We start from the raw sequence: 15382 nt of genomic DNA, 5'->3' as shown, positions 1-15382 counted from the left end.
TTATAATAACCAGCTTGGCGCATTTGTGCCAAGTTTTATCATTGTCCGAAGGTGGGCCAATCGTAGCCCGCCCCTTTATTTAAAAGGAAAATAATCATGACTTTAGGTCTGGTTGGGCGCAAAGTAGGTATGACCCGCGTGTTTAACGAACAGGGTGCATCTGTTCCGGTAACCGTGTTGGACATGTCTGCCAACCGCGTCACGCAAGTAAAATCCAAAGATACTGACGGTTATGCAGCCGTTCAAGTTACCTTTGGTCAGAAAAAAGCCAATCGCGTAGCCAAGGCTGAAGCCGGCCACTTCGCAAAAGCGGGTGTGGAAGCTGGTCGCGGCTTGGTTGAGTTTGCTTTATCTGAAGAAAAATTGGGCGAGCTGAAGGCGGGTGATGAAATTACCGTTGCCATGTTTGAAGCCGGTCAGTTGGTTGATGTTACCGGTACCTCAAAGGGTAAAGGTTTCTCAGGCACTATCAAGCGTCATAATTTCGGTTCTCAACGTACTTCTCATGGTAACTCGCGTTCGCATCGTGTGCCTGGTTCTATCGGCCAAGCCCAAGATCCGGGTCGTGTGTTTCCGGGTAAGCGTATGGCCGGTCAATACGGTAATACCAAATCAACAGTTCAATGCCTCGAGGTTGTGCGTGTAGACGCAGAGCGTCAGCTGCTGTTGGTAAAAGGTGCCGTTCCCGGTGCGGTAAACAGCGACGTCGTGGTACGTCCCAGCGTGAAAGTAGGTGCGTAATGGAATTGAAAGTAATTGATGCTAAAGGACAGGTTGCCGGTAGCCTTGCTGCTTCTGATGCCTTGTTTGCCCGCGAATACAATGAAGCGCTGGTGCACCAATTGGTTACTGCATTTTTGGCAAATGCCCGTTCAGGTAACCGTGCTCAAAAAACGCGTGCTGAGGTCAATCATTCCACTAAAAAACCGTGGCGTCAAAAAGGCACCGGCCGTGCGCGTTCAGGTATGACTTCATCTCCGATTTGGCGTAGTGGTGGCCGTGCTTTTCCGAACAAGCCGTCTGAAAATTTTACTCAAAAAGTAAACCGTAAAATGTACCGCGCCGGCATGGCTGCGATTTTGTCGCAATTGGTGCGTGACGAACGTTTGTTTGTGATTGATGAATTATCAGCTGCTACCCCGAAAACCAAAGAGTTTGCCGAACAAGTGAAAAACTTGGGCTTGGAGCAAGTATTGTTTATTACCAAGCAATTGGATGAAAACGTATATCTGTCTTCGCGCAATCTGCCCAATGTAATGGTTTTGGAAGCACAACAAGCCGATCCGTACAGCCTGCTGCGTTATAAAAAAGTGGTTATCACTAAAGATGCAGTTGCACAGTTAGAGGAGCAATGGGTATGAATCAACAACGCCTGATGCAAGTAATTTTGGCTCCTGTTGTTTCTGAAAAGAGCAACCTGTTGGCTGAAAAACATAATCAAATGACATTTAAAGTGTTGCCTAATGCAACCAAGCAGGAAATCAAAGCTGCTGTTGAATTGTTATTTAATGTTGAAGTGGCTTCAGTAACTACTGTGACCACCAAAGGCAAAACCAAGCGCTTTGGTCGTACCATTGGTCGCCGCAGCGATGTCAAAAAAGCTTACGTAAGCCTGGCTGCCGGTCAACAGATCGATGTGGAAGCCACTGCTGCAGCTGCAGATAAGGAATAAGTCGATGGCTATTGTAAAAATGAAGCCTACCTCTGCTGGTCGTCGCGGCATGGTTCGCGTTGTGGCAGAAGGTTTGCATAAAGGTGCGCCTTACGCACCGCTGGTTGAAAAGAAAAACTCTACTGCCGGCCGCAATAATAACGGCCATATCACTACCCGTCATAAAGGTGGTGGTCATAAGCAGCATTATCGTGTGGTGGATTTCAAACGTAATAAAGACGGTATTCCGGCTAAAGTTGAACGTATTGAATACGATCCGAACCGTACTGCATTTATCGCACTGTTGTGCTATGCCGACGGTGAGCGCCGTTACATTATCGCACCGCGCGGTATTCAAGCCGGTGCAGTATTGGTGTCTGGTGCTGAAGCGGCGATTAAAGTCGGCAATACTCTGCCGATCCGCAACATTCCGGTTGGTACCACTATCCACTGTATCGAAATGAAGCCGGGTAAGGGTGCGCAAATTGCACGTTCTGCCGGTGCTTCTGCTGTGTTGCTGGCTAAAGAAGGTATCTATGCTCAAGTGCGTCTGCGCTCAGGTGAAGTGCGTAAAATCCATGTAGATTGCCGTGCTACTATCGGCGAAGTCGGTAATGAAGAGCAGAGTCTGAAAAAAATCGGTAAAGCCGGTGCCAATCGTTGGCGCGGTATTCGCCCGACCGTTCGCGGTGTGGTGATGAACCCGGTTGATCACCCGCATGGTGGTGGTGAAGGCCGTACCGGTGAGGCTCGTGAGCCGGTTAGCCCGTGGGGCACACCTTCTAAAGGTTACCGTACCCGTAACAATAAACGCACGGACAATATGATTGTTCGCCGCCGTTACTCAAATAAAGGTTAATTAATATGGCTCGTTCATTGAAAAAAGGCCCATATGTAGACCTGCATTTGCTGAAAAAAGTAGATGCGGCTCGTGCAAGCAATGATAAGCGCCCAATTAAAACTTGGTCGCGTCGTTCTACCATTTTACCCGATTTTATCGGCTTGACCATCGCTGTTCATAACGGCCGCACGCATGTGCCGGTATTTATCAGCGACAATATGGTTGGTCATAAGTTGGGTGAGTTCTCATTGACCCGTACCTTTAAAGGCCATTTGGCTGATAAAAAGGCTAAAAAGAAATAAGGTGAATCATGAGAGTTAATGCACAACATAAAAACGCCCGTATTTCTGCACAAAAAGCCCGGTTGGTTGCAGATTTGATTCGTGGCAAAGACGTTGCCCAAGCCTTGAATATTTTGGCATTTAGCCCTAAAAAAGGTGCTGAGTTAATTAAAAAAGTGCTGGAATCAGCTATTGCGAATGCAGAGCATAACGAAGGTGCTGATATCGACGAATTGAAAGTTGTTACCATTTTTGTGGATAAAGGCCCCAGCCTGAAACGCTTTCAAGCTCGTGCCAAAGGCCGCGGTAACCGCATTGAAAAACAAACTTGTCATATCAGTGTGACAGTGGGCAATTAAGGAAAAGCTATGGGACAAAAAATTAACCCTACAGGCTTTCGCCTGGCGGTAACCAAAGATTGGTCGTCTAAGTGGTTTGCTAAAAGTAATGAATTTTCTACTGTTTTGAAACAAGACATTGATGTTCGTAACTACTTGCGCAAGCGCTTGGCAAATGCCTCTGTTGGTCGTGTTGTAATCGAACGTCCGGCTAAATCTGCACGTATTACCATTCATTCGGCCCGCCCTGGTGTGGTAATCGGCAAAAAAGGTGAGGATATCGAAATATTGAAACGTGATTTGCAAGCCCTGATGGGCGTGCCGGTACACGTTAATATTGAAGAAATCCGCAAGCCGGAGCTGAATGCGCAAATTATTGCCGATGGTATTGCTCAGCAATTGGAGAAGCGTGTGCAGTTTCGCCGAGCTATGAAGCGGGCTATGCAAAATGCCATGCGTGTTGGTGCCAAAGGTATCAAAATCATGACTTCAGGCCGTTTGAATGGTGCAGATATCGCCCGTAGCGAATGGTATCGTGAAGGCCGTGTACCGCTTCATACTTTGCGTGCAAACGTAGACTATGCAACCAGCGAAGCGCATACTACTTATGGTGTATTGGGTTTGAAGGTCTGGGTGTATACCGGCGAAGGTGCTGAGAAAGCTCAAGCCAAACCCGAGCAAGAAAAGAGACAAAGAAAGGCAGGTGGTCGTCATGCTGCAGCCAACTAGAATGAAATACCGCAAACAGCATAAAGGCCGTAATACCGGTATTGCTACCCGCGGTAATAAAGTCAGCTTTGGCGAATTCGGTTTGAAAGCTGTGGGTCGCGGTCGCTTGACTGCGCGTCAGATTGAAGCGGCTCGCCGAACCATGACTCGCCACATCAAGCGTGGTGGCCGAATTTGGATTCGTGTATTTCCAGACAAGCCTATTACAGCCAAACCTGCAGAAGTACGTATGGGTGGCGGTAAAGGTTCTCCTGAATACTATGTGGCAGAGATCCAACCGGGTAAAATGTTGTATGAAATGGATGGCGTGCCGGAGTCTCTGGCTCGTGAGGCATTTGAGTTGGCTTCTGCCAAGCTGCCGATTCCGACTGTGTTTGTAGTAAGACAGGTAGGTCAATAATGAAAGCGAATGAATTGAAAGACAAATCTGTTGAGCAATTGAATGCTGATTTACTTGATTTGCTGAAGGCGCAATTCGGTCTGCGTATGCAAAATGCTACCGGTCAATTGGGAAAACCCAGTGAGTTAAAAAGAGTGCGTCGCGATATTGCTCGTATTAAAACCATTTTAAAAGAAAAAGGTGCTAAGTAATGAGCGAAATTAAAAATGTTCGTACTTTGCAAGGCAAAGTGGTAAGCGACAAGATGGAAAAAACCGTGACAGTGCTGGTTGAGCGTAAGGTGAAGCATCCCTTGTACGGTAAAATTATTCGTCGTTCTACTAAAATCCACGCTCATGATGAGCAGAACCAATATGGCATTGGTGATGTGGTTGTGATTGAGGAAAGCCGTCCGCTGTCAAAAACCAAATCTTGGGTTGTGAAAGAGCTGGTAGAAAAAGCACAAACTGTTTAATTTTTGATACAGATTAGTGCTTTAATAGAAACGAAGTCTTGCAGCAAATTAAATTTGGCTGTAAACTTCGTTTCTTAATCTTTCAGTTTCTCTCTGGAAGTATTCTCCCTTCGGGGCCCAAGACTGGTTTACTGGAACCGCAAAGGTTTCAGATTGGCTTGTTAGCTTATTTTTAAGCTTGGAGGCCGTCTGAAAATGGTAAATTAAGTTGGTTTATTTAAAGGTAATGACATGATTCAAATGCAGACCATCTTGGATGTGGCTGACAACTCTGGTGCGCGCCGTGTAATGTGCATCAAAGTGTTGGGCGGCTCCAAGCGTCGCTACGCTTCTGTTGGCGACATTATTAAAGTTGCAGTAAAAGATGCAGCGCCACGTGGCCGTGTAAAAAAAGGCGATGTATATAGTGCTGTTGTTGTTCGTACTGCGAAAGGTGTACGTCGTCCTGATGGTGCCTTGATCAAGTTTGATAACAATGCCGCAGTATTGTTGAATAACAAGCTTGAGCCGTTGGGCACGCGTATTTTTGGCCCGGTAACCCGTGAGTTGCGAAATGAACGATTTATGAAAATCGTTTCATTGGCGCCTGAAGTATTGTAAGGAAGCGACAATGAGCAAAATTATTAAAGGTGATCAAATCATTGTGATTGCCGGTAAAGATAAAGGCAAGCAAGGCCAAGTGATTCGCGTTTTGGGTGATAAGGTTGTGGTAGAGGGTGTGAATGTAGCCAAACGTCATCAAAAACCGAATCCTATGCGTGGTGTTGAAGGTGGTATCGTTACGAAAAATATGCCTTTGGCTATTTCTAATGTTGCCATTTTTAATCCTGAAACAAAAAAAGCAGACCGTGTGGGTATTAAATTGGTTGAAGGCGAGGGCAAAGTTAAGCGCGTTCGTGTATTCAAATCCAACGGTTCGGCCATTGGTGCTTAAGGAGATAACATGGCTCGTTTGAGAGAGTTTTATAATGGCACTGTCGTTCCGGAATTGATGAAGCAATTTGGCTATAAATCAATTATGGAAGTGCCGCGTATTGAAAAGATTACCCTGAATATGGGTGTGGGTGAGGCGGTTGCAGACAAAAAAGTGATGGAGCATGCCGTCGCTGATTTGGAGAAAATTGCAGGTCAAAAGCCTGTGGTAACTGTTGCCCGTAAATCTATTGCTGGTTTTAAAATCCGTGATAACTATCCGGTGGGTTGCAAGGTAACTCTGCGTCGTGAACAAATGTTTGAGTTTCTCGATCGGTTGGTAACTATTGCTTTGCCCCGTGTGCGTGACTTCCGTGGTGTTAGTGGTAAGTCATTTGATGGTCGCGGCAACTACAATATGGGTGTTCGTGAGCAAATTATTTTTCCGGAAATCGAATACGATAAAATCGATGCTTTGCGTGGCTTGAATATTACTATTACAACCACTGCTAAAACCGATGAAGAAGCGAAAGCGCTGTTGTCGTTGTTTAAATTTCCGTTTAAAGGATAATCATGGCTAAGAAAGCACTTATTAATCGTGAGTTGAAGCGTGCTGCATTGGCAAAAAAATATGCCGCTAAACGTGAAGCGATTTTTGCTGTTATTAATGACTCAAATGCTACTGATGAAGAGCGTTTTGAGGCACGTTTGAAATTTCAAGCAATTCCGCGTAATGCAGCTCCTGTCCGCCAACGTCGCCGTTGTGCGCTGACCGGACGTCCCCGTGGCACATTCCGTAAATTCGGTTTGGGTCGTATTAAAATCCGTGAAATCGCTATGCGTGGCGAAATTCCGGGTGTAATTAAAGCCAGCTGGTAATAGGAGTATTAATAATGAGTATGCATGATCCTATTTCCGATATGTTGACCCGTATCCGCAATGCACAACGCGCCAATAAAGTTGTTGTTGCTATGCCGTCTTCAAAACTGAAATGCGCCATTGCTAAGGTTTTGAAAGATGAAGGTTATATTGAGGACTTCGCAGTTTCAGCAGATGCAAAACCCGTTTTGGAAATTCAATTGAAATACTACGCGGGTCGTCCGGTAATCGAACAAATCAAACGTGTTTCGCGTCCTGGTTTGCGTGTTTATAAAGGTTCTAACGACATTCCTACTGTGATGAATGGTTTGGGTGTAGCAATCGTTAGCACTTCTAAAGGTGTCATGACTGACCGCAAAGCCCGCTCGGAAGGCGTTGGCGGCGAGCTGTTGTGCATCGTAGCCTAATGGAGGAATATTTATGTCACGCGTAGCTAAGAATCCAGTGACTGTTCCTGCTGGCGTAGAAGTAAAATTTGGAACAGATAAATTAACAGTAAAAGGCAAGAACGGCGAGTTGGCGTTTCCTTTGACTGCTGACGTTGCGATTGAATTGAATGATGGCCAGTTAACTTTTGCCGCCACAAACGACAGCAAGCATGCAAATGCTATGTCCGGTACTGTTCGTGCATTGGTGAGCAATATGGTAAAAGGTGTTGCTGAGGGTTTTGAGAAAAAACTTCAGCTGATTGGTGTGGGTTATCGTGCCCAGGCTCAAGGCAAAACACTGAATTTGTCATTAGGTTTCTCTCATCCGATTGTTTATGAAATGCCCGAGGGTGTTTCTGTGCAAACACCGTCACAAACAGAGATTGTTTTGAGCGGTGCTGATAAACAAGCGGTTGGTCAAGTTGCTGCTGAAATTCGCGCATTCCGTTCGCCGGAGCCTTATAAAGGTAAAGGTGTTCGTTATGTTGGCGAAGTGGTGGTAATGAAAGAAACCAAGAAAAAATAATTGAGGCTCACTAATGAATAAACATGTAACCCGACTCCGCCGCGCACGTAAAACCCGTGCCCGTATTGCGGATTTGAAAATGGTGAGATTGTGTGTATTTCGCACAAACAACCACATTTATGCCCAAGTAATTAGTGCTGAAGGTGATAAAGTATTGGCTCAAGCCTCTACCTTAGAAGCTGAAGTGCGTGGTGGCTTAAAATCAGGCAGCAATATCGAAGCAGCGGCTTTGGTTGGCAAACGGATTGCTGAAAAGGCAAAAGAAGCCGGTGTAGAAAAAGTTGCTTTCGATCGCTCTGGTTTTCAATACCACGGCCGTGTAAAAGCGTTGGCTGAAGCTGCTCGCGAAAATGGCTTGAGCTTCTAACAGATTGGAGACCTGAGATGGCAAAACATGAAATTGAAGAACGCGGCGATGGCTTAATTGAGAAAATGGTTGCCGTGAACCGCGTAACCAAAGTGGTTAAAGGTGGTCGCATTATGGCCTTTTCTGCTTTGACTGTAGTTGGCGATGGTGATGGCCGCATTGGTATGGGCAAGGGTAAATCCAAAGAGGTGCCGGTTGCCGTACAAAAAGCAATGGATCAAGCTCGTCGTTCAATGATTAAAGTACCGTTGAAAAACGGCACGATTCACCATGAAGTGATTGGCCGTCATGGTGCTACCCGAGTTTTTATGCAACCTGCAAAAGAGGGTAGTGGTGTAAAAGCCGGCGGCCCGATGCGCTTAGTTTTTGATGCAATGGGTGTTCATAATATTTCTGCAAAAGTTCATGGCTCGACTAACCCGTACAATATCGTACGTGCAACCCTGGATGGCTTGTCGAAGTTATACACACCTGCAGATATTGCTGCAAAACGTGGTTTAACTGTAGAAGATATTTTGGGATCTGATCATGAGTGAACAAAAAAAGATTAAAGTGACTTTGGCTAAAAGCTTAATCGGTACTATTGAGTCACATCGTGCTTGTGCTCGCGGTTTGGGTTTGCGTCATCGCGAACATACCGTTGAAGTATTGGATACCCCCGAAAATCGTGGCATGATTAATAAAATCAGCTACCTTTTGAAAGTGGAGTCATAATATGTTTTTGAATACAATTCAGCCGGCAGAAGGCTCAACCCACGCAAAACGTCGTGTGGGTCGAGGCATCGGAAGCGGTTTGGGTAAAACTGGCGGTCGTGGTCATAAAGGCCAAAAAAGCCGTTCTGGTGGCTTCCATAAAGTAGGCTTTGAGGGCGGTCAGATGCCTTTGCAACGCCGCTTGCCGAAGCGCGGCTTCAAGTCACTGACTGCGGCAAGTAATGCTGAAGTGCGTTTGAGTGAATTGGCTCTGGTGGCTGTTGACGAAATCGATGTATTGGCATTGAAACAAGCCGGGATCATTGGTGCAAATATCTTGAATGTTAAGGTTATTGCTTCAGGAGAAATTGCCAAGGCTGTTACGCTAAAAGGCATCAAAGCAACCAAAGGTGCAAAAGCTGCTATTGAAGCAGCTGGCGGAAAAATCGAAGAATAAGGCTTGGATATAAGTGGCTAATCAACAATCTTTATCAGGACTGGCAAAATTCGGTGACTTGAAAAAACGGTTACTATTTTTGTTAGGAGCATTAATCGTGTTTCGTATTGGTGCTCATATTCCTGTTCCGGGTGTAGATGCAGCCGCTTTAGCTGAGCTATACGAAAGCGCAAGCAGTGGCATGCTCGGTATGCTGAATATGTTCTCCGGCGGGTCACTCGAGCGCTTTAGTATTTTTGCTATCGGTATTATGCCGTATATTTCAGCTTCTATTATTGTGCAGTTAGCTTCGGAAATTTTACCTTCTTTGAAAGCTTTAAAAAAAGAAGGAGAAGCAGGTCGCAGAATTATTACGAAATATACGCGGTATGGTACGGTTGTATTAGCAATTTTGCAGAGCTTTGGCGTTGCTACATTTGTATTTCAGCAAGGTGTAGTGGTTGCATCTCAGCTTGAATTCTATATCTCTACAGTTGTTTGTTTGGTAACCGGCACAATGTTTTTAATGTGGCTGGGCGAGCAGATGACGGAAAGAGGTGTAGGTAACGGTATTTCTCTGATTATTACTGCCGGTATTGCTGCAGGCATTCCTTCTGGAATTGCCCAGTTACTCACTTTAACCAGTCAAGGATCCATGAGTATGCTCATGGCGGTGGCGATTGTTATAGGTGTTCTGATATTGATTTATGCTGTGGTGTATTTTGAAAGTGCACAGCGTAAAATTCCGATTCATTATGCCAAACGACAAGTGGGGAACAGATTAATGCAGGGGCAGAATACCCATATGCCGTTTAAGTTGAATATGGCCGGTGTGATTCCGCCTATTTTTGCATCAAGTATCATTTTGTTCCCCTCAACATTGTTGAGTTGGTTTGGATCGAACAATACGGATAGCTGGCTGTATAAAATAGCGGGCATGTTGCAGCATGGCCAACCTGTTTATATTTTATTGTTTGCAGCGACCATTATTTTCTTCTGCTACTTTTATACGGCATTGGTATTCAGTCCGCGTGAGATGGCAGAAAATTTGAAAAAAAGTGGTGCTTTTGTTCCTGGTATCCGTCCGGGTGAGCAGACTTCCAGATATTTGGAAAAAGTGGTATTGCGACTGACTTTTTTTGGTGCGCTCTATATTACCATTATCTGTTTGATACCTGAATTTTTGACAACAGCCTTAAATGTTCCTTTTTACTTAGGTGGAACATCTTTGTTGATTCTTGTCGTGGTAACCATGGATTTCAGCACACAAATTGCTTCATATCGGGTAACTCAACAATATGAGCATCTCATGAAGCGTTCTGATATGAAATCATTATCACGTAAATAAGAAACTTATGGCTAAAGAAGATACCATACAAATGCAAGGCGAGATTTTAGAAACTCTGCCAAATGCAACATTCAAAGTAAAATTGGAAAACGATCACGTTGTGTTGGGTCATATTTCCGGAAAAATGCGGATGCATTACATCCGTATTTCTCCAGGAGATAAAGTTACAGTGGAGTTGACTCCCTATGACTTGACCCGTGCGCGTATTGTATTCCGAGCAAGATAATTCACGAAAGGAAAAATGATGCGTGTACAACCTTCTGTTAAAAAAATCTGCCGCAACTGCAAGATTATTCGTCGTAATCGTGTGGTTCGAGTGATTTGTACTGACCCCCGTCACAAGCAACGTCAAGGCTAATAAATTTACATTGGTTTTGGTTTGTGTTATAGTGACCAACTTTTGCCCTAAAGGAAAAAAATATGGCTCGTATTGCAGGGGTGAATATCCCTAATAACGCCCATATTGTAATTGGCTTGCAAGCTATTTACGGTATTGGCGCTACTCGTGCTAAATCAATTTGTGAGGCTGCGAATGTCGTGCCGAGCACTAAAGTAAAAGATTTAGACGAGTCACAACTGGAAGCTTTGCGTGAGCAAGTTGCCAAATATGAAGTAGAAGGCGATTTGCGCCGTGAAGTTACCATGAGCATCAAACGTTTGATGGATATGGGTTGCTATCGCGGTTTTCGCCACCGTCGTGGTTTACCGTGTCGCGGTCAGCGTACCCGCACCAATGCGCGTACCCGTAAAGGTCCGCGTAAAGCGATTGCCGGTAAGAAATAATTTTTTAAGGATTTGATTAATGGCTAAAGCAAACACAGCCTCGCGTGTACGCAAAAAAGTACGTAAAACCGTGAGTGAAGGTATTGTGCATGTACATGCATCATTCAACAATACCATCATTACTATTACCGACCGCCAAGGCAATGCGTTATCTTGGGCTACCTCAGGTGGTGCGGGTTTTAAAGGTTCTCGTAAAAGTACACCGTTTGCAGCTCAGGTAGCTGCAGAAGCAGCTGGTAAAGTTGCCCAAGAGTATGGCGTTAAAAATTTAGAAGTTCGTATTAAAGGCCCGGGTCCGGGTCGTGAATCTTCTGTTCGTGCGCTCAACGCTCTTGGTTTCAAGATTACCAGCATTACCGACGTTACCCCGTTGCCGCATAACGGTTGCCGTCCGCCTAAAAAACGTCGTATTTAATATTGGAGTGATTGAGATATGGCACGTTATATCGGCCCTAAATGTAAATTAGCTCGCCGTGAAGGCACAGATTTGTTTTTAAAGAGTGCGCGTCGCTCTTTAGAGTCTAAATGTAAACTTGATTCCGCTCCGGGTCAGCATGGTGCCCGCAAGCCGCGCTTGTCAGATTATGGTCTGCAACTGCGTGAAAAACAAAAAATCCGCCGTATTTACGGCGTGTTGGAGCGTCAATTCCGCCGTTACTTTGCTGAAGCTGCGCGCCGTAAAGGTTCTACTGGTGAGTTGCTGTTGCAATTGTTGGAATCTCGTTTGGATAATGTTGTATACCGTATGGGTTTTGGTTCTACTCGAGCTGAAGCGCGTCAATTGGTATCCCATAAAGCCATTACCGTGAATGGACAAGTGGTCAATATTCCTTCTTTCCAAGTGAAAGCTGGTGATGTGGTGGCTATTCGCGAAAAAGCTAAAAAACAAGTGCGTATTCAAGAAGCATTGGGTTTGGCAGCACAAATCGGTATGCCGAGCTGGGTATCTGTTGATGCAGGTAAAATGGAAGGCGTATTTAAAAATATGCCGGATCGCTCAGAATTGACTGGCGATATTAATGAACAGCTGGTGGTAGAGTTCTACTCTAAATAATGCTAGCTCAGTGAGGGACAGTTAAATGCAAAATAGCACTTCCGAATTTTTGAAACCCCGTCAAATTGATGTGGATACTTTGTCTACTACCCGTGCCAAAGTATCAATGCAGCCGTTTGAGCGTGGTTTCGGCCATACTTTAGGTAATGCTTTGCGTCGTATCTTACTGTCATCCATGAATGGTTTTGCCCCGACTGAAGTGGCTATTACCGGTGTATTGCATGAATACTCCACACTTGACGGAGTGCAGGAGGATGTTGTTGATATTCTCTTGAATCTGAAAGGTGTGGTGTTTAAGCTGCATGGTCGTAGCCAAGTTCAGTTAACCTTGAAAAAATCCGGTACCGGTGAAGTAGTAGCCGGAGATATTGATTTGCCGCATGATGTGGAAATTATCAACCCGGAACATGTTATTTGCCATTTGTCTGACAATGGTAATATTGAAATGGAAATCAAGGTTGAGCAAGGCCGTGGTTACCAATCTGTTTCAGGACGTCGGGCAGTGCGCGATGAGAATAAACATATTGGTGCTATTCAACTGGATGCGAGCTTTTCGCCCATCAGTCGTGTTAGCTTTGAAGTTGAACCTGCGCGTGTGGAACAGCGTACGGATTTGGATCGTCTGGTTTTGGATATTGAAACCGACGGCTCTTTGGATCCGGAAGAAGCAGTACGCAGTGCAGCACGTATTTTAATTGATCAAATGTCTATTTTTGCGGATTTGCAAGGAACTCCGGTTGAAGAGGTTGAAGAAAAAGCGCCTCCGATTGATCCGATTCTGTTGCGTCCGGTAGATGATTTGGAATTAACTGTACGTTCGGCTAACTGTCTGAAAGCTGAAGATATTTATTATATCGGCGATTTGATTCAACGTACTGAGACCGAGTTGTTGAAAACTCCGAACTTGGGTCGTAAATCTTTGAACGAAATCAAAGAAGTGTTGGCCTCAAAAGGCTTGACGTTGGGATCAAAACTGGAAGCCTGGCCGCCTGTCGGCTTGGAAAAGCCGTAAGTTTGAAGATTAAAGGATAATGACATGCGTCATCGTAATGGCAATCGTAAATTAAACCGCACCAGCAGCCACCGCGCTGCAATGTTGCGTAACATGGCAAACTCTTTGTTGACCCATGAAACCATCGTAACCACTTTGCCGAAAGCAAAAGAGTTGCGTCGTGTAGTAGAGCCCTTAATTACTTTGGGTAAAAAACCGTCGTTGGCCAATCGTCGTTTGGCATTTGACCGCACTCGTGATCGTGATGTAGTGGTTAAATTGTTTGATGACTTGGGCCCTCGTTTTTCTACCCGCAACGGTGGTTATGTTCGCGTATTGAAATATGGCTTCCGTAAAGGTGATAATGCACCTTTGGCGTTGGTTGAATTGGTGGATAAAGCCGCTGAAGCTAATGAACAAGCTTGATTATGTAATTAAAGTTGAAGACCGGCCATTAAGGCCGGTTTTTTTATTAAAAATTGGGGCTGCAAGGCATACTCAGGTTTGAAATACAGGTCTATTGGATATTTAAGATGATTTTTTCATCCCAAACACCTTTCTAAATACCAAAAAACCTCTTTATAAATAACGTGAGTTCGGGATAAGAAAATTCCAAAAAAGAGAAGCCGACTTGCAGCAAGCTGCTGTTTATATAAAAATAAAAAACACAAGAAGACTATCGTTAAATTTAAATCAATTGACGACAGAACGCTGAGCAAAGATAGTTCATAGCACGAGCAGGCAGGCATGACGGTGCAGTATTTTTATATACGTCGAATAATCACCGGGCTGTCGGGTTGCCGGACATCAAATTTTATCCGGCAGTATCCGGTTGGGTGCTGCCGTATTTGTTTGGTGGCTCAGTACTCTGTTCCCTCCTTATCCCCGCGGGGGGTAAAACCGTTAAGGATTTTATATCTTATGGATTATCTTATTCCGAACACATGTTAATTTAGGTTGCTTTTGTGCATTGGCCTCCTTGGTTTCAGATGGCCATGCTCTAATCATAGCAGGCCGTCTGAAAACGCACGGCCTGTTGATGGTTCAACGGATCCTTTAATCAAATCGGCGAGCAGCGGCGCGGAAAGGCAGCGCTTGTTGTAAGACGGGAATACCGCCGCAATCAATTTACTTTTGTTTTCAGGTTTGTTTGCCAAATCCAAGCTGCTTCAAACGGCCGCGGTGTAAGTCGAACATTTGTTTCGACCAAGCGGTTGATGTTGCTGCTGTTTTCAAGTATTTCGGCGATGTTGGAAATGTCGGATTCGAGAATCTGACTACCTACGCTGGCTTTTGTTGATTGGAAATATGGCATCCTTGGTTTCAGGTGGCCATGCTCTAATAATAGGCCGTCTGAAAACTCACGGCCTGTTGATGGTTCAACGGATGCTTTGTATCAAATCGGCAAGCAGCGGCGTAGAAAGGTGGTGCTCGCTGTAAGGCAGAATTAACACCACAATCAATTTGCTTTTATTTTCGGGTCTTTCACCAATTTCAAGTTGCTTCAAACGTTAGAGGTGTAAGTCGAACATTTTTTTCGACCAAGCGGTTGATGTTGCTGCTGTTTTCAAGTATTTCGGTGATGTTGGAAATGTCGGATTTGAGAATCTGACCACCTACGCTGGCTTTTGTTGATTGGAAATATGGCATCCTTGGTTTCAGGTGGCCATGCTCTAATAATAGGCCGTCTGAAAACTCACGGCCTGTTGGTGGTTCAACGGATGCTTTGTATCAAATCGGCAAGCAGCGGCGTAGAAAGGTGGTGCTCGCTGTAAGGCAGAATTAACACCACAATCAATTTGCTTTTATTTTCAGGTCTTTCACCAATTTCAAGTTGCTTCAAACGTTAGAGGCGTAAGTCGAACACTTGTTTCGATCAAACGGTTGATGTTGCTGCTGTTTTCAAGTATTGCGATAAATGTTGAAAATGTCGGATTCAAGCATCCGGTCTGCGTTGGCTGATGCCTTTCTTTTGAATGGCTCTCAGTATTGCCGCATAAGTGCTGCGTTTTCCCGCCTGACGAATTGTATGGATAATATTTCCGCCGAGTGGGTTCATCAATACCATCACACCAAAGTTGCGTTTGAAATGCGAATCTAAGGAGCCTTTTGCAGTAAAAGCGATAAGGTTAAGACAGGGTGCGGCAACTAAAAGTAAGGTAATTATACTAAAGTGACATTTTTCGTCAGAATCTTCATAATTTTGCGAAACAATCACTGCTTGAATCACCTATAAAACAATCCGCCCCGTTCTAATCAGGCGGCTGCATA

Annotated in this window: 29 protein-coding genes; 28 read left to right on the top strand and 1 reads right to left on the bottom strand. The window is 44.8% G+C overall.

What is annotated here, in order from left to right; translation table 11 throughout:
- Window positions 1-96: 96 nt before the first annotated feature.
- From rplC to rplQ, 28 genes are all read left to right on the top strand, one after another.
- A complete protein-coding gene (gene rplC, locus LVJ83_RS12835) occupies window positions 97-741 on the top strand; it encodes a 50S ribosomal protein L3 (protein ID WP_244785045.1) in 645 nt (214 codons plus the stop codon).
- Window positions 741-1361: a 50S ribosomal protein L4 gene (gene rplD / locus LVJ83_RS12830; RefSeq protein ID WP_244785044.1), complete on the top strand. Its 621-nt coding sequence runs from the start codon at window positions 741-743 to the stop codon at window positions 1359-1361. Before rplC ends, rplD begins: the two co-directional genes overlap by 1 nt.
- Window positions 1358-1672 carry a 50S ribosomal protein L23 gene (rplW, locus tag LVJ83_RS12825; protein WP_244785043.1) on the top strand — a complete coding sequence of 105 codons (315 nt, stop codon included), beginning with the start codon at window positions 1358-1360 and terminating at the stop codon, window positions 1670-1672. Before rplD ends, rplW begins: the two co-directional genes overlap by 4 nt.
- 4 nt (window positions 1673-1676) lie before the next feature.
- Window positions 1677-2510: a 50S ribosomal protein L2 gene (gene rplB / locus LVJ83_RS12820; protein ID WP_244785042.1), complete on the top strand. Its 834-nt coding sequence runs from the start codon at window positions 1677-1679 to the stop codon at window positions 2508-2510.
- A gap of 5 nt (window positions 2511-2515) precedes the next feature.
- Complete coding sequence (gene rpsS / locus LVJ83_RS12815; RefSeq protein WP_002215422.1) at window positions 2516-2794, top strand: 30S ribosomal protein S19; 279 nt, start codon at window positions 2516-2518, stop codon at window positions 2792-2794.
- 8 nt (window positions 2795-2802) lie between these two features.
- Window positions 2803-3132: a 50S ribosomal protein L22 gene (gene rplV, locus LVJ83_RS12810; RefSeq protein ID WP_244785041.1), complete on the top strand. Its 330-nt coding sequence runs from the start codon at window positions 2803-2805 to the stop codon at window positions 3130-3132.
- Window positions 3133-3141: 9 nt separating this feature from the next.
- Window positions 3142-3840 (top strand): 30S ribosomal protein S3, encoded by a 699-nt coding sequence (gene rpsC, locus LVJ83_RS12805; protein ID WP_244785040.1) that lies wholly within the window; start codon window positions 3142-3144, stop codon window positions 3838-3840.
- The gene (gene rplP / locus LVJ83_RS12800) at window positions 3824-4240 is read left to right on the top strand and encodes a 50S ribosomal protein L16 (RefSeq protein WP_244785039.1); all 417 of its coding nucleotides are present in this window, start codon (window positions 3824-3826) and stop codon (window positions 4238-4240) included. The genes rpsC and rplP overlap by 17 nt, the downstream gene beginning before the upstream one ends.
- The gene (gene rpmC, locus LVJ83_RS12795) at window positions 4240-4431 is read left to right on the top strand and encodes a 50S ribosomal protein L29 (protein WP_244785038.1); all 192 of its coding nucleotides are present in this window, start codon (window positions 4240-4242) and stop codon (window positions 4429-4431) included. The genes rplP and rpmC overlap by 1 nt, the downstream gene beginning before the upstream one ends.
- The gene (gene rpsQ, locus LVJ83_RS12790; RefSeq protein ID WP_244785037.1) at window positions 4431-4694 is read left to right on the top strand and encodes a 30S ribosomal protein S17; all 264 of its coding nucleotides are present in this window, start codon (window positions 4431-4433) and stop codon (window positions 4692-4694) included. Before rpmC ends, rpsQ begins: the two co-directional genes overlap by 1 nt.
- Before the next feature lie 231 nt (window positions 4695-4925).
- Window positions 4926-5294 (top strand): 50S ribosomal protein L14, encoded by a 369-nt coding sequence (rplN, locus tag LVJ83_RS12785; protein ID WP_244785036.1) that lies wholly within the window; start codon window positions 4926-4928, stop codon window positions 5292-5294.
- A gap of 10 nt (window positions 5295-5304) precedes the next feature.
- A complete protein-coding gene (rplX, locus tag LVJ83_RS12780) occupies window positions 5305-5628 on the top strand; it encodes a 50S ribosomal protein L24 (RefSeq protein WP_244785035.1) in 324 nt (107 codons plus the stop codon).
- 9 nt (window positions 5629-5637) lie between these two features.
- The gene (rplE, locus tag LVJ83_RS12775; RefSeq protein WP_244785034.1) at window positions 5638-6177 is read left to right on the top strand and encodes a 50S ribosomal protein L5; all 540 of its coding nucleotides are present in this window, start codon (window positions 5638-5640) and stop codon (window positions 6175-6177) included.
- 2 nt (window positions 6178-6179) lie between these two features.
- Complete coding sequence (gene rpsN / locus LVJ83_RS12770; protein ID WP_244785033.1) at window positions 6180-6485, top strand: 30S ribosomal protein S14; 306 nt, start codon at window positions 6180-6182, stop codon at window positions 6483-6485.
- 14 nt (window positions 6486-6499) lie between these two features.
- Window positions 6500-6892 (top strand): 30S ribosomal protein S8, encoded by a 393-nt coding sequence (gene rpsH / locus LVJ83_RS12765; protein WP_244785032.1) that lies wholly within the window; start codon window positions 6500-6502, stop codon window positions 6890-6892.
- A gap of 13 nt (window positions 6893-6905) precedes the next feature.
- Entirely contained in the window at window positions 6906-7439 is a 534-nt protein-coding gene (rplF, locus tag LVJ83_RS12760) for a 50S ribosomal protein L6 (RefSeq protein ID WP_244785031.1), read from the top strand.
- Window positions 7440-7452: 13 nt separating this feature from the next.
- Window positions 7453-7806 carry a 50S ribosomal protein L18 gene (gene rplR / locus LVJ83_RS12755; protein WP_244785030.1) on the top strand — a complete coding sequence of 118 codons (354 nt, stop codon included), beginning with the start codon at window positions 7453-7455 and terminating at the stop codon, window positions 7804-7806.
- Window positions 7807-7823: 17 nt separating this feature from the next.
- Entirely contained in the window at window positions 7824-8342 is a 519-nt protein-coding gene (gene rpsE, locus LVJ83_RS12750) for a 30S ribosomal protein S5 (protein WP_244785029.1), read from the top strand.
- Complete coding sequence (gene rpmD, locus LVJ83_RS12745) at window positions 8335-8520, top strand: 50S ribosomal protein L30 (RefSeq protein ID WP_244785028.1); 186 nt, start codon at window positions 8335-8337, stop codon at window positions 8518-8520. Before rpsE ends, rpmD begins: the two co-directional genes overlap by 8 nt.
- A gap of 1 nt (window position 8521) precedes the next feature.
- Window positions 8522-8956 (top strand): 50S ribosomal protein L15, encoded by a 435-nt coding sequence (gene rplO, locus LVJ83_RS12740; RefSeq protein WP_244785027.1) that lies wholly within the window; start codon window positions 8522-8524, stop codon window positions 8954-8956.
- Window positions 8957-8969: 13 nt separating this feature from the next.
- Window positions 8970-10283: a preprotein translocase subunit SecY gene (secY, locus tag LVJ83_RS12735; RefSeq protein ID WP_244785026.1), complete on the top strand. Its 1314-nt coding sequence runs from the start codon at window positions 8970-8972 to the stop codon at window positions 10281-10283.
- Window positions 10284-10290: 7 nt separating this feature from the next.
- The gene (infA, locus tag LVJ83_RS12730; RefSeq protein ID WP_003684714.1) at window positions 10291-10509 is read left to right on the top strand and encodes a translation initiation factor IF-1; all 219 of its coding nucleotides are present in this window, start codon (window positions 10291-10293) and stop codon (window positions 10507-10509) included.
- An 18-nt stretch (window positions 10510-10527) separates the two neighbouring features.
- Window positions 10528-10641 carry a 50S ribosomal protein L36 gene (gene rpmJ / locus LVJ83_RS12725; protein WP_003697674.1) on the top strand — a complete coding sequence of 38 codons (114 nt, stop codon included), beginning with the start codon at window positions 10528-10530 and terminating at the stop codon, window positions 10639-10641.
- A gap of 62 nt (window positions 10642-10703) precedes the next feature.
- Entirely contained in the window at window positions 10704-11066 is a 363-nt protein-coding gene (gene rpsM / locus LVJ83_RS12720) for a 30S ribosomal protein S13 (RefSeq protein ID WP_244785025.1), read from the top strand.
- A gap of 19 nt (window positions 11067-11085) precedes the next feature.
- Window positions 11086-11481, top strand: a complete 396-nt coding sequence (gene rpsK, locus LVJ83_RS12715) for a 30S ribosomal protein S11 (protein WP_002216249.1) — start codon at window positions 11086-11088, stop codon at window positions 11479-11481.
- A gap of 18 nt (window positions 11482-11499) precedes the next feature.
- A complete protein-coding gene (gene rpsD, locus LVJ83_RS12710; protein ID WP_244785024.1) occupies window positions 11500-12120 on the top strand; it encodes a 30S ribosomal protein S4 in 621 nt (206 codons plus the stop codon).
- A 25-nt stretch (window positions 12121-12145) separates the two neighbouring features.
- Window positions 12146-13132 carry a DNA-directed RNA polymerase subunit alpha gene (locus LVJ83_RS12705; protein WP_244785023.1) on the top strand — a complete coding sequence of 329 codons (987 nt, stop codon included), beginning with the start codon at window positions 12146-12148 and terminating at the stop codon, window positions 13130-13132.
- Between the two features lie 24 nt (window positions 13133-13156).
- Window positions 13157-13537 (top strand): 50S ribosomal protein L17, encoded by a 381-nt coding sequence (gene rplQ / locus LVJ83_RS12700; protein ID WP_244785022.1) that lies wholly within the window; start codon window positions 13157-13159, stop codon window positions 13535-13537.
- 1510 nt (window positions 13538-15047) lie between these two features.
- Here the strand turns inward: rplQ and LVJ83_RS12695 are convergent.
- A complete protein-coding gene (locus LVJ83_RS12695) occupies window positions 15048-15341 on the bottom strand; it encodes a hypothetical protein (protein WP_244785021.1) in 294 nt (97 codons plus the stop codon).
- Window positions 15342-15382 lie beyond the last annotated feature (41 nt).

This window comes from Uruburuella testudinis (assembly GCF_022870865.1).
In the GTDB taxonomy this organism is placed as follows: Bacteria; Pseudomonadota; Gammaproteobacteria; order Burkholderiales; family Neisseriaceae; genus Neisseria; species Neisseria testudinis.
Note: the sequence above shows the minus strand (reverse complement) of the source record. Positions and strands in the feature narration are given on the sequence as shown.

Bases quoted from the DNA above. Each gene is read 5' to 3' on its own strand.
- rplC (WP_244785045.1), top strand. From the start codon at position 97: ATGACTTTAGGTCTGGTTGGGCGCAAAGTAGGTATGACCCGCGTGTTT.
- rplD (WP_244785044.1), top strand. From the start codon at position 741: ATGGAATTGAAAGTAATTGATGCTAAAGGACAGGTTGCCGGTAGCCTT.
- rplW (WP_244785043.1), top strand. From the start codon at position 1,358: ATGAATCAACAACGCCTGATGCAAGTAATTTTGGCTCCTGTTGTTTCT.
- rplB (WP_244785042.1), top strand. From the start codon at position 1,677: ATGGCTATTGTAAAAATGAAGCCTACCTCTGCTGGTCGTCGCGGCATG.
- rpsS (WP_002215422.1), top strand. From the start codon at position 2,516: ATGGCTCGTTCATTGAAAAAAGGCCCATATGTAGACCTGCATTTGCTG.
- rplV (WP_244785041.1), top strand. From the start codon at position 2,803: ATGAGAGTTAATGCACAACATAAAAACGCCCGTATTTCTGCACAAAAA.
- rpsC (WP_244785040.1), top strand. From the start codon at position 3,142: ATGGGACAAAAAATTAACCCTACAGGCTTTCGCCTGGCGGTAACCAAA.
- rplP (WP_244785039.1), top strand. From the start codon at position 3,824: ATGCTGCAGCCAACTAGAATGAAATACCGCAAACAGCATAAAGGCCGT.
- rpmC (WP_244785038.1), top strand. From the start codon at position 4,240: ATGAAAGCGAATGAATTGAAAGACAAATCTGTTGAGCAATTGAATGCT.
- rpsQ (WP_244785037.1), top strand. From the start codon at position 4,431: ATGAGCGAAATTAAAAATGTTCGTACTTTGCAAGGCAAAGTGGTAAGC.
- rplN (WP_244785036.1), top strand. From the start codon at position 4,926: ATGATTCAAATGCAGACCATCTTGGATGTGGCTGACAACTCTGGTGCG.
- rplX (WP_244785035.1), top strand. From the start codon at position 5,305: ATGAGCAAAATTATTAAAGGTGATCAAATCATTGTGATTGCCGGTAAA.
- rplE (WP_244785034.1), top strand. From the start codon at position 5,638: ATGGCTCGTTTGAGAGAGTTTTATAATGGCACTGTCGTTCCGGAATTG.
- rpsN (WP_244785033.1), top strand. From the start codon at position 6,180: ATGGCTAAGAAAGCACTTATTAATCGTGAGTTGAAGCGTGCTGCATTG.
- rpsH (WP_244785032.1), top strand. From the start codon at position 6,500: ATGAGTATGCATGATCCTATTTCCGATATGTTGACCCGTATCCGCAAT.
- rplF (WP_244785031.1), top strand. From the start codon at position 6,906: ATGTCACGCGTAGCTAAGAATCCAGTGACTGTTCCTGCTGGCGTAGAA.
- rplR (WP_244785030.1), top strand. From the start codon at position 7,453: ATGAATAAACATGTAACCCGACTCCGCCGCGCACGTAAAACCCGTGCC.
- rpsE (WP_244785029.1), top strand. From the start codon at position 7,824: ATGGCAAAACATGAAATTGAAGAACGCGGCGATGGCTTAATTGAGAAA.
- rpmD (WP_244785028.1), top strand. From the start codon at position 8,335: ATGAGTGAACAAAAAAAGATTAAAGTGACTTTGGCTAAAAGCTTAATC.
- rplO (WP_244785027.1), top strand. From the start codon at position 8,522: ATGTTTTTGAATACAATTCAGCCGGCAGAAGGCTCAACCCACGCAAAA.
- infA (WP_003684714.1), top strand. From the start codon at position 10,291: ATGGCTAAAGAAGATACCATACAAATGCAAGGCGAGATTTTAGAAACT.
- rpmJ (WP_003697674.1), top strand. From the start codon at position 10,528: ATGCGTGTACAACCTTCTGTTAAAAAAATCTGCCGCAACTGCAAGATT.
- rpsM (WP_244785025.1), top strand. From the start codon at position 10,704: ATGGCTCGTATTGCAGGGGTGAATATCCCTAATAACGCCCATATTGTA.
- rpsK (WP_002216249.1), top strand. From the start codon at position 11,086: ATGGCTAAAGCAAACACAGCCTCGCGTGTACGCAAAAAAGTACGTAAA.
- rpsD (WP_244785024.1), top strand. From the start codon at position 11,500: ATGGCACGTTATATCGGCCCTAAATGTAAATTAGCTCGCCGTGAAGGC.
- LVJ83_RS12705 (WP_244785023.1), top strand. From the start codon at position 12,146: ATGCAAAATAGCACTTCCGAATTTTTGAAACCCCGTCAAATTGATGTG.
- rplQ (WP_244785022.1), top strand. From the start codon at position 13,157: ATGCGTCATCGTAATGGCAATCGTAAATTAAACCGCACCAGCAGCCAC.